This window comes from Saccharopolyspora gloriosae (genome assembly GCF_014203325.1).
GTDB lineage: Bacteria > Actinomycetota > Actinomycetes > Mycobacteriales > Pseudonocardiaceae > Saccharopolyspora_C > Saccharopolyspora_C gloriosae.
In genome coordinates this window covers 2,963,231-2,974,287 of sequence record NZ_JACHIV010000001.1, presented here as the reverse complement: position 1 = coordinate 2,974,287, position 11,057 = coordinate 2,963,231, and the positions used below count along the sequence as shown (strand labels likewise).

Here is an 11,057-nt window from a genome sequence, read left to right as displayed (position 1 = left end):
TCACCTCACTGCCGCGGGACCAGGGGGTCGGCCAGGTCCGACCTGCTCACCACCCTCGCCCGCCGCTTCGACAGTGTGGCCCGCCGTCGGCGATACAGCGCGACGAATCCGAGCAGGCCACCGGCGGTCAAGGTCATCGCGCCGACTTCGCCGTGCGTGCTCATCGCCTCGGCCAACACCACCTGGTGCGCGGGGGACATGACTGCGAAGCACCTCCATCCCCGGGTCGGTCGAGTTCGTTGCCCGGCGACCCACCATCGTCCGAGTCCGGCGGTCACGGACCGGGGCGGACATGCCGGGGCGTCACCCGGCCGGGCTGCCCGATCCGGTCGTCCGTGGTGATCGCGGGCGGGTGCGCTCGTCCGGCGATCAGGAGGCGAACCTCACTAGGCTCGGAGCCGCGTCAGGTGCCGAGACCACCGGACGCGGTGCCCGCGGCGCGGCTGCGACCGAGTCCGCCGGCGCTCTCTCCGAGGCCTTTCCGGGAGTTCTGCGATGGCCCAGTACCTGCTGCTGTTGTTGTTGGGCGCGGTGGCGCTGGCCGGCGTCTGGTGGACGGTGTGGGACGTCCGTTCCGACCTGCGCCGCAGGCGCCTGAAGTAGCGCGTGCTTTTCTGCTCTGTTGCCGGTTGTGTGGTTGTTGCTGTCGAGCGTTAATTTCACTCGACACTGAATGAATCGTGACTGTAGAGAATTTGCGCGGCGCTCGGCAAAGGGAGGGACTGCGTGCGAATTACTCGGTGTGGAGGCCTTCCGAGCTCATGGCGCGGGACAGCGCGGGAGCGGTCAGCGCGGTCACGACCAGGACCGACACGGCGGCGAAGCTGAGCACCACGCCCATCCCCGCCAGGTCGAACACCGGGTAGATCCGGAACAGCGTCACGATCAGCAACGTCCCCAGCCCCAGCCCGATCGGCACCGCGAGCACCGCAGTGAGCAGCATCGGCACCGCGTTCTGCAGGAACGCCGACCACACGAGCGTGCTGCGCCGGGCGCCGACGGCCCCGAGCACCGCCATCGGCCGGGTCCGCTCCTGGATCTGCTCGATCGCGGTGACCAGCAGGCTGCACCCGATGAGGGAGAACGTCACCAGCGCTCCGAGCAGCAGCGCGTGCTTGACCGCGCGGATCTGCTCTACGGTCTCGGTCAGGTTTTGGTCGCTGTAGGAGGTGTTGACCGATCCGCCGGTCAGGTTCGCGGCCACCACGTTGCGCACCGACTCCAGCAGTTCCGGCGCGACCGGGCCATCGGTCTCGATGTCCAGCCAGACCGAGCGCATGTCCATCGGGATGCCGACGGCCGCGGCGGGTGTGAGCACGAGGTCCGCGGACTTCAGGTCGTCGGTCGGCTCCTCGATGTCCTGGTGCGGCGGCACCTGCCAGGCCACCGTGCCCGGCCCGGTGGCCTGGGAGCCGCGACCGAAGATCTCGAACAGCTCGCCCTCGCGCAGCGGTCGATCAGCCCCATCTCCCTGGACGTTCTCACCACGTCCGGTCGCGGTGCGGTACGCCGCTCCGTCCGCGCACTCCTCGGGCTCGAGCTCGGTGTCGCGGGCGATGGTGGCGCAGTCCGCGATCGCCACCGAGCGATGCGGCGACTCGTCGCCGGACGTCAGGCTCGCGGAGTGCCCGCCGACCACGGCGTGGACGCCGGGCAGCGAGCTGATCTCGGTGAGCGCGGACGCGAGCCCGTCACGGCCCTGCAGGTCCTCCTGGGCCGACACCGTGATCCCCGGAGTCGGCAGCGGCACCGCCCGGTCCTCCCCCACCGTCGCCTCCACGGAAGCGATCAGGGTCTGGAGGCCGATCACGCCGGTGACCACCACTGCGATGGCGCTGACCGAACGAGCGGCGGTACCGCTGGTGAAGTGCAGCCTGCGCACCGCGAGCTGCCAGGCCACCGGGCCCCCGCTCGACGAGCGGGCCAGCGCGTCCACGGTCCACGGCAGCAGCAGCGGCACCGACACGAGGATCAACGTGACCGCGCTGACCAGCATGTACACGAAGAGCCCGTCGTTGGTCCAGCGCATCGCGGCGGTCAGGCCGATCAACGCGACGCCGGCGACCAGCGGCACGCAACGCACCCACAGCCGTCGCCGCACGGGCATGCCCTGCCGGACCCAGCGCAGCGGGTCGTCGACCGCGCCGCGCAGCGACGCCAGCGACAGGACCACCGTCATCACGGGCACCCCGATGCTGATCAGGACGGCGAGCCACCACACCGGGGACAGGTCCTGGGTGGAGACGGAGTTGGTGGCCACCTCCACGTTCCCCGCCACCGCGCGAACGCCCAGGAACATCGCCCAGCCCGCGACGACCCCGGCGAGCGCTCCGACGAGGCTTTCCCCGGAGGCGATGCGGCGCACCTGCCAGGCACCCGCGCCGACCAGCCGGAGGGCGGCGAGCCGCCGCTGCCGGGCGGCTTCGGCGAGCCGGGCCGTGCTCACCACGAACACGATCACCGGTACGAGCAGCACGCAGATGCCCGTCATCCACAGCAGCCAGGCGTCCTGCGACATGCCGTCGTTGTCGCGGCGCTCACCGAAGTGGTCGTCGACGCGGTAGGTCGCGTTCCACTCGGTCAGGCCGGTGGTGCCCGCGTAGTAGTACAGCTCGCCGGGAGCGAGCAGGCCCGCGTCGCCGATGTGGCCGACGACGTGCCCGGCCAGTCGTTGCCGCAGCAGTTCGGACTCGGGCTGGGCGAGCAGTTCCCCGAGCGCCGGGGACACCACCAGCTCGCCCGGACCGGGCACGCGGTCCAAGCCCGGGGGCACGGGCGCGTCCGGGCGTTGTGCTTGCAGCAGCCTGCCCTGGATCGAATGTTCGTGGAACGAGGTCGATCCGTTCATGCCGAGCACCGCGGCGGGGGTCTCGGCGGTCACGCTGGAGGTGGCCGGCATGGCACGCTCGGCCAAGCGCTGGTCCCTGTTGTCGAGCCACGTCGGCAGCCCCGCGCTGGCCAGCAGGACCGTGACGCCGATGCCCACGCCGACGGTCATCAGCGCGAGGCGCCCCCACGGGGTGTGGCGATCGCCGATGGCGAGCCGGACACCGAGGACGAGGTCGGCGGCCCAGGTGCGCAGCCTGCTCATCGTGCGGTCTCCTCCAGCAGCGTCCGGCCGTCGCGGATCACGACCTCCCGGTCGGCGTAGGAGGCGACGCTGGCCTCGTGGGTCACCAGGACCACGGCGCTGCCCGATTCGGCGGCGGTCTCCGCGAGCAGCCGCATCACCTGTTCACCGCCGACGGAGTCGAGCGCGCCGGTCGGCTCGTCGGCGAAGATCACCGCGGGGTCGGCCACCAAGGCGCGGGCCAGCGCGGCGCGCTGTCCCTGCCCGCCGGAGATCTCGCCGGGGCGCTTGTCGGACTGCCCGGCCACCTCCAGCTTCTCCGCCCAGTCGCGGGCGCGGGCTTCCGCCTTGCGGCGGGCGACGCCGTTGAGCCGCAGCGGCAGCGCGATGTTCTCCAGCACGCTGAGCTCGGGGACGAGCTGGCCGAACTGGAACACGAAGCCGAATTCGCTGCGCCGCAGGGCGCTGCGCTCGTCGTCGGTCATGGCGGTGACGTCGCGGCCGCGGAAGCGGACCGTGCCCGATTCGGGGGGGACCACGCCGGCCAGGCAGTGCAGCAACGTCGACTTCCCGGAGCCGGACGCGCCGACGACGGCGACGACCTCACCGGCGTCGACCGCGAGCTCGGCCCCGCGCAGCGCTGGGGTGGGTCCGAAAGAGCAGACCAGGTCGGTGCCGGTGAGCATCGATTCGGTCCCGGACCTCGACGCGGCGGTCATGGTGATTCTCCTCGTGCGAACTGACGTGTCGGGCCTGCCGCCGGTCGAAGACGGTCACGTCCCGCGCGCGGCCGGGCGTGCGGGACGCCCCACGCTACGACGGCGTCCGCGGCTCCACGGCCGGTTCGGGACACCGGTAGGGATTCCCCTTGTGCGAAAGCGATCGGCCGCTACCGCGCGGATCGGCCCGAGGGCACGTCGTGAGCACCGGCGTGGCCGGTCGACGGGCTCCGGCCGATCAAGCATGGGCGAACCCTACACGGCGCTGCGGTGCGGTCCGGGCGGTTTCGCGAGATCACTCGGATTCGGTGCGGGCGAGCCGTTCCCGCTGCGGGACGACCGTGTACTTCGGGTCGCGCGCCGAGACGCGGCCGGCTTCGAAGATGCCGTAGCGGGTGGCGGCACCGGCGACTCCCAGGCACAGCCCCGCGACCGCCGCGACCCGCCGGTCCCGGCCCGCCACCGCGGTCGCGACCGCTGCCACGCAGGTCAGCGCCTTCGCCGCGCGCAGCACCGCGCCCGGTGTGCCCGTGCGGTAGGCCTCGGCGACGAGCCCGGCGTCGCGGAGCATGAGTTCCTCCGCGCCCAGCTCCAGCACCGCGCCCGCGACCGCCATGCGCCGCGCGGGGCCCGCTTCGCCGACGGGAACGCTCAGCAGCGCGAGACCGCCCGCGGTGGACACGGCGCTGCCCGCGAACACGAACGGCAGTTCCCGGTGCACCTCGTGCCAGCCGGGCACGGCGGTGTCGGCGAGCAGCACCGCCGTGTAGGTCGTCATCGCGGGCGCCACCAGCCCGGAGACGAGTCCGCTGAGCCTGCCGAGTCCGGGTAGCAGCCCGGTGACCTCGCTGGCGGCGGCTGCGGCGGCGACCCCGGAGAACGGCGCGAGGATCCAGGAGCCGACGCTCAGCGGCGAGGTCGGTTTGAACACCCGCAGCATGTGCAGGAACCGGGCGGGCCTGCCCAGGTCGTGGATGAGCGCGATGACGCTGGCGCCCGCTCCGGCGGCCGCGGCCAGCCGCCCGGCTCCGCGCAGTCGAGGCCGTCCCGTCAGGTCCGCCAGCGCCGCCATGGTGGCGGAGGCTCCGGCGAGGCCGCCGAGGAACAGGTAGGCCGGGACGTCGGGCACCTTCCACGTAGGGGTCTTGATGATCTGGCGGCCGTAGTAGGAGCGGAACTCCGCGTCCGGCACGATCGATTCGCCGCGGCCCTTGCCCCTGCGCCGGCCCATCACCGGCGCCTTCCGACGAAGCAGGCCGCGATGACGGCCGCCGCCGCACCGGCTGCGGCCCCGGCGTGGCGCCACATCGACGGCAGGTCCCGGGTGGTCACCACCGGGTCCGGTGGCAGTCCGTACACCTCGGGTTCGTCGAGCAGCAGGAAGAAGGCGCCGTCTCCCCCGACGCCGTCGTCGGGTTCGTGGCCGTAGAGCCGCGCACCGGTCTCGCCGCGTCCGTGCAGCTCGTCGACGCGCAGCGCGGCGCGTTCGCGCAGTTCGTCGAGCGGCCCGAACTGGATGGACTCGGTGGGGCACGCCGTGGCGCAGGCCGGGGCGAGCCCGGCGCCGAGCCGGTCCTGGCACATCGTGCACTTGAACGCGCCGCCGTCGCCGGGCCGGATGTCGATCACCCCGTAGGGGCAGGCGGGCACGCAGTAGCCGCAGCCGTTGCAGATGTCGTCCTGGACGAACACGGTGCCGTGTTCGGTGCGGATCAGCGCACCGGTCGGGCACACGTCGAGGCAGGCGGCGTGGGTGCAGTGCTTGCACACGTCGGAGGACATCAGCCACCGCACGCCGCCCGCTTCGTGGGCGGCGTCCTCGCCGGGTGGTGCCATGCCGGGCAGGCCGAGGTCGGTGGTGGTGACCTCCTGTTCGACGAACGCGACGTGCCGCCAGGTGCTCGCGCCGAGGTCCCCGGTGTTGTCGTAGGACATGCCGGTGAGCTCCAGGCCGTCCTCGGGCAGCAGGTTCCACTCCTTGCACGCGACTTCGCAGGCCTTGCAGCCGATGCACACGCTGGTGTCGGTGAAGAACCCGACGCGCTCGGGGTGTTCGGTGTACCCGGCGTCGGCGGCGGGGTCGGCCAGCGGGCCGCTGAGGCGGTGCTGCTCGGTCCGGTCGGCCACGCGTCGCTCCCTTCTCATCGCCCGCTTTCGCGGGGGTCGTCGGCGTGTTCGGTTCCGGTGCGTTCGGTGATGCCCGCGCGCCTGCGGTATGCGGCGACGTAGGCGGCGAGCGCCGGTCCGCGCGGGCGGCGGCCGGGCCGGATGTCGCAGGTGCCCGCCTTGGTCTCCATGATGTGCACGTTGGGGTCCAGGGACACGCCGATCAGCTCGTTCGCGGCGTCGCCGGTGGTGATCCCGTTCGGTCCCCAGTGCCAGGGCAGACCGATCTGGTGCAGGGTGCGGTCGCCGAAGCGCAGCGGCCTGATCCGGCGGGTCACCAGCACCCGGCCTTCGATGGCGCTGCGGGCGGTGACGACGGTGGCCCAGCCGAGGTGGTCGAGCCCGCGTTCGGCGGCGAGTTCCGGGGAGACCTCCAGGAACATGGCGGGGGCGAGTTCGCAGAGGTGGCGCAGCCAGCGGCTCATGCCGCCCGCGGTGTGGTGCTCGGTGAGCCGGAACGTGGTGAACACGTACGGGTAGACCTCGGCGCCGGGTTCGGATCCGCTGGGCTGGTAGCGGTTCTCGGGGCGCTGGTAGGTCTGGCGGGCGGGGTTGCGCTGCTGGTGGTCGTGCAGCGGGTTGGCCAGCGGTGATTCCTGCGGTTCGTAGTGCGCGGGCAGCGGCCCGTCGACGAGTCCGGCGGGGACGTAGAGCCAGCCGCGGCCGTCGCTCTGCATGATGAACGGGTCGGTGCCCGCGATGCCTGCGGGTCCGGTGGCGTCGTCGGCGGGCCGGTAGCCGGGGTGCTTGGCCTTGTCGAAGTCGGGTACGTCGTGCCCGGTCCACTCCCCCGCGCCGGCGTCCCACCAGACGTAGGCCTTGCGCTCGCTCCACGGCCTGCCCTGCGGGTCGGCGGAGGCGCGGTTGTAGAGGGTGCGCCGGTTCGCGGGCCACGCCCAGCCCCATTCGGGCGCGACCCAGCTCTGCTCGCGCCCGGGTCTGCGGCGGGCGGACTGGTTGGTCTCGTCGGCGAACACGCCGCTGTAGATCCAGCAGCCGCAGGAGGTGGAGCCGTCCGGTTCCAGCGCGGTGTAGCCGGGCAGCGCGGCGCCGGTGGCGTCGGTGCCGTTGATCTCGCGCAGCACCGCCGCGGCACTCGGTTCGTCGAGCGGACCGTGCGTCGGGTAGTCCCAGGTGAGGTCGAGCAGCGCGCGGTCGTCGGCGCGCTGCTCGGCGTTGCGCTGCGGTTGCCGTTGGGTGAGCTTGTCCCGGAGCCTGCGGCCGAGGTGGTAGTAGAACCAGAGGTCGCTGCGCTGGTCGTCGCGCGGTTCGACGGCCTTGTGGTGCCATTGCAGCAGCCGCTGGGTGTTGGTGAAGGTGCCGTCCTTCTCGGTGTGGGCGGCGGCGGGCAGGAAGAACACCTCGGTTCCGATGTCCGCTGTGGACAGTTCGCCGCTGTCGATCTCCGGGCCGTCGCGCCAGAACGTGGCGGTCTCGATCATGTTGAGGTCGCGGATCACCAGCCAGTCCAGGTTGGCCAGCCCCAGCCGCTGCTGGCGGGAGTTCGCGGTGCCCACCGCGGGGTTCTCGCCGATGACGAAGTAGCCCTTGACCTTGCCGTCGATCTGGTCGGCGACGGTCTGGAAGCTGCCGTGATCGCCGGTGAGCCGCGGCAGGTCGCCGAAGCGGAAGTCGTTGTCCGCGGTCGCCGTCTCACCCCACCACGCCTTGAGCAGGCTCACCACGTAGGAGCGCATGTTGCCCCAGTAGCCGCGCGCGCTCTCGTCCTGGGCGACGAACGCGTCGAGGTCGTGGTCGGTGTGCGCGTGCGGCATCGGGATGTAGCCGGGCAGCAGGTTGAACAGGGTGGGGATGTCGGTGGAGCCCTGGATGCTGGCGTGTCCGCGCAGCGCGAGGATTCCGGCGCCGGGCCGGCCGACGTTGCCCAGCAGCAGCTGCAGGATCGACGCGGCCCGGATGTACTGCACGCCCACCGTGTGGTGGGTCCAGCCGACGGCGTAGGCGATGGTGCTGGTGCGCTCCCGCCCCGAGTTCGCGGTCAGCGCCTCGGCGACGTGCCGGAAGTCCGCCGCGGGCACGCCGCAGACCTGCTCGACCATCTCCGGGGTGTAGCGGGCGAAGTGCTTGCGCAGCAGCTGGAACACGCAGCGCGGGTGCCGCAGCGTGGGGTCCGTCTCGGGGCGGCCGTGGTAGACGGGTCCGCCGGAGCCGGCGCGCTCGGGTCCGCTGCTGGCCCGTTCGCGGCCGTGCGCGGTGGAGTCACCGGGTGCGGTCTCCGGGCCGTGCCCGGAGACCGCGGGCACGGCGTCGGTGCCCTCGTACTGCCAGCTCGCCGGGTCGTAGGCGCCTTCGGTGGCGTCGAACCCGGAGAACAGGCCGTCGAGGTCTTCGGTGTCCTCGAAGTCCTCGCCGACGATCATCGCCGCGTTGGTGTAGTTCACGACGTAGTCGTGGAAGTAGGCGTCGTGCTCCAGCACGTGGTGGATCAGCCCGCCGAGGAAAGCGATGTCGCTGCCCGCGCGCAGCGGCACGTGCTTGTCGGCGACGGCCGAGGTGCGGGTGAACCGCGGATCCACGTGGATCACGTGCGCGCCGCGGCGCTTGGCCTCCATCACCCACTGGAATCCGACGGGGTGCGCTTCGGCCATGTTGGAGCCCTGGATGAGGATGCAGTCGGCGTTGGCCAGGTCCTGCAGGAAGGTCGTGGCCCCTCCGCGCCCGAACGAGGTCCCCAGACCGGGAACCGTGGAGGAGTGTCAAATGCGCGCCTGGTTCTCCACCTGGATCGCGCCCAGGGCGGTGTAGAGCTTCTTCATGAGGTAGTTCTCCTCGTTGTCGAGGGTCGCTCCTCCGAGGCTCGCGATGCCCATGGTGCGGTGCAGCGTCCGGCCTTGATCGTCGGTTCGCTGCCAGGTGGCGTCGCGCGTGGCGAGCACGCGGTCGGCGATCATGTCCAGCGCGGTGTCGAGGTCCAGGTCCTCCCAGTCGGTGCCGTGCGGGCGCCGGTAGCGGATTTTGGTCTGCCTGCCGGGCGAGGTGACCAGTTCGCGGCTCGCGGAGCCCTTCGGGCACAGCCTGCCGCGGCTGATGGGCGAGTCCGGGTCGCCTTCGATCTGGGTGATCTCGCCGTCGCGCACGAACACCTGCTGGCCGCAGCCCACCGCGCAGTACGGGCACACCGAGCGCACGACCTCGTCGGCCTGCTCGGTGCGGGCGCGGAGGTCCTCGGTGCGGCGGGAGCGGGCGGCGGTGCCGCGTCCGAGCGGGTCGGAGCCGGTGAGCTGGCGGACCAGCGGCCAGTTCAGCCACTGCGGCATCGGCGACCTCCTCCCGCGACGACGACGGCGGGTGCCCGGTGGTCTCCCATCGGACACCCGCCGCGTGATCAACGCAAGCCGGTGGTGTTCGCCGGTCAGCCGCCGACGTTCTCGGCGGGCCGGTCGTCGCCGTGTTCGGCGGCGGAGTCGGCCGGGGCGTCGGTGTGGGCGGCCTTGCGGGGCATCCAGATCCAGGCGACCAGCGCGGCGGCCAGGATCAGCCCGGCACCGGCGAGGTTCGCGAACCGCATGCCGCCCATCCAGGACATCATGACGTCCTGGGCGAGGGCCGCGCCCTGCTGCCCGAGGGAGGCGGCGACCTGCAGGCCGCCGGGCAGCGATTCCTTCGCCATCGCCTGGGCCTCCGGCGCGAGACCGGCGACGGCAGGCCCCAGCTGCGTCGAGTAGACGCTGCCGAGGACGCTGCCGAGCACGGCGACGCCCAGCGAGGCGCCGACCTCGCGGGTCACGTCGTTGGTGGCCGAGCCCATGCCCGCCCGCGCCCGCGGCACGTTCGCCATCAGCTGGTCGGTGGCCGGGGCCATCGCCAGCGACATGCCGCCCGAGGTCAGCGCCAGCGGCAGCAGCAGGTTCAGGTAGCCGGAGTCCACGGTCAGCGTGCTGAGCCCGGCCATGCCGCAGGCGGCGAGCACCAGGCCGGTGGTGATGGTGGCGCGCGGCCCGAAGCGGGCGACGATGCCTGCGACCTGCGGGGCGACCAGCACCATCATCACCGACATCGGCAGCATGGCCACCGAGGAGCCCAGCGGCGAGTAGCCGAACACGAGGATCAGCGTCTGGCTCAGCGAGAAGAACACGCCGATCATCGCGAAGAACACCAGCGTCAGCGCCACCGCCGAGGAGGAGAACCCGGCGTTGCGGAACAGGTTCACGTCCAGCATCGGGTCCGTGGCGCGGCGCTCCCACAGCACGAACAGCCCGACCAGCACGAGGCCGGCCGCGACCATGATCAGGGTGCGCGGGGCGGTCCAGCCGACGTGCTGGGCGTCGATGAGGCCGTAGACGACGACGGTGATGCCCGCGGTGGACAGGATCGCGCCGCCGATGTCGATGCCGCCGTGACCGCCTTCGACGGGTGCGGCGCTGCCAGCGTTCTTCGGCACGTACCGGATGCCGGCGAGCACGGCGACGACCACGACGGGGATGTTGATCGCGAACACGGCGTGCCAGGTGGTGAATTCCAGCAGCAGCCCGGCGATCACCGGGCCGAGTGCGGTTCCCGCACCGGAGACCGCGGCCCACACCCCGACCGCCTTGGTGCGCTCGGAGCTGGGGAACACGCTGGTCAGGATGGACAGCGTCACCGGCATGATCATCGAGGCGCCGAGGCCGAGCAGGCCGCGCGCGGCGATCAGCTCGGCGCTGGAGGCCACGAACAGCCACACGTACAGCGAGACGGCCCCGAACAGGATCAGGCCTGCCTGCAGCATCACTTTGCGCCCGTAGCGGTCGGCGAGCGTGGAGGTGGTGAACAGCAGTCCCGCGAACACCAGCGCGTAGGCGTTGCTGAACCACTGCTGGTCAGACAGCGACGAGCCGAGGTCCTGGGACAGGAACGGCAGCGCGACGCCGAGGGAGGTGTTCGCCAGCATCGTGGTCGACAGCGCCAGGCACAGCACCAGCAAGGTGGCCCAGCGGCTGCGGTACACCCGCAGGTCGATGCCGTCGGCGATGGCGCGGCGCTCGCCTTCGGTGACCGGGCCGTCGGCGGCGGGATGCGCACCGCCCGACTCGGGGTGGGAACCGGACACGACGTTCTCCTTGTTCACAGGCGTAGGGCTTGCCGGTCCACGTTATGTCACG

7 protein-coding genes are annotated in these 11,057 nt (G+C 72.0%); all 7 read right to left on the bottom strand.

What is annotated here, in order from left to right:
• Positions 1-5 precede the first annotated feature (5 nt).
• Positions 6-200, bottom strand: a complete 195-nt coding sequence (locus BJ969_RS13155; RefSeq protein ID WP_184479223.1) for an MYXO-CTERM sorting domain-containing protein — start codon at positions 198-200, stop codon at positions 6-8.
• 533 nt (positions 201-733) lie between these two features.
• Positions 734-3,091, bottom strand: a complete 2,358-nt coding sequence (locus tag BJ969_RS13150) for an FtsX-like permease family protein (RefSeq protein ID WP_184479222.1) — start codon at positions 3,089-3,091, stop codon at positions 734-736.
• The gene (locus BJ969_RS13145) at positions 3,088-3,789 is read right to left on the bottom strand and encodes an ABC transporter ATP-binding protein (protein WP_184479221.1); all 702 of its coding nucleotides are present in this window, start codon (positions 3,787-3,789) and stop codon (positions 3,088-3,090) included. Before BJ969_RS13145 ends, BJ969_RS13150 begins: the two co-directional genes overlap by 4 nt.
• A 295-nt stretch (positions 3,790-4,084) precedes the next feature.
• Positions 4,085-5,020, bottom strand: coding sequence for an NrfD/PsrC family molybdoenzyme membrane anchor subunit (gene nrfD / locus BJ969_RS13140; RefSeq protein WP_184479220.1), 936 nt, complete (start codon positions 5,018-5,020; stop codon positions 4,085-4,087).
• A complete protein-coding gene (locus tag BJ969_RS13135) occupies positions 5,020-5,916 on the bottom strand; it encodes a 4Fe-4S dicluster domain-containing protein (protein ID WP_343071375.1) in 897 nt (298 codons plus the stop codon). Before BJ969_RS13135 ends, nrfD begins: the two co-directional genes overlap by 1 nt.
• A gap of 14 nt (positions 5,917-5,930) precedes the next feature.
• Entirely contained in the window at positions 5,931-9,233 is a 3,303-nt protein-coding gene (gene fdh, locus BJ969_RS13130) for a formate dehydrogenase (protein WP_246456788.1), read from the bottom strand.
• 95 nt (positions 9,234-9,328) lie between these two features.
• Positions 9,329-11,005, bottom strand: a complete 1,677-nt coding sequence (locus BJ969_RS13120) for an MFS transporter (protein WP_184479216.1) — start codon at positions 11,003-11,005, stop codon at positions 9,329-9,331.
• Between the last annotated feature and the right edge of the window lie 52 nt (positions 11,006-11,057).

What these genes read in the sequence shown, in the direction of transcription:
- BJ969_RS13155 (WP_184479223.1), bottom strand. Translation starts at nt 200, where the DNA reads ATGTCCCCCGCGCACCAGGTGGTGTTGGCCGAGGCGATGAGCACGCAC.
- BJ969_RS13150 (WP_184479222.1), bottom strand. Translation starts at nt 3,091, where the DNA reads ATGAGCAGGCTGCGCACCTGGGCCGCCGACCTCGTCCTCGGTGTCCGG.
- BJ969_RS13145 (WP_184479221.1), bottom strand. Translation starts at nt 3,789, where the DNA reads ATGACCGCCGCGTCGAGGTCCGGGACCGAATCGATGCTCACCGGCACC.
- nrfD (WP_184479220.1), bottom strand. Translation starts at nt 5,020, where the DNA reads ATGGGCCGGCGCAGGGGCAAGGGCCGCGGCGAATCGATCGTGCCGGAC.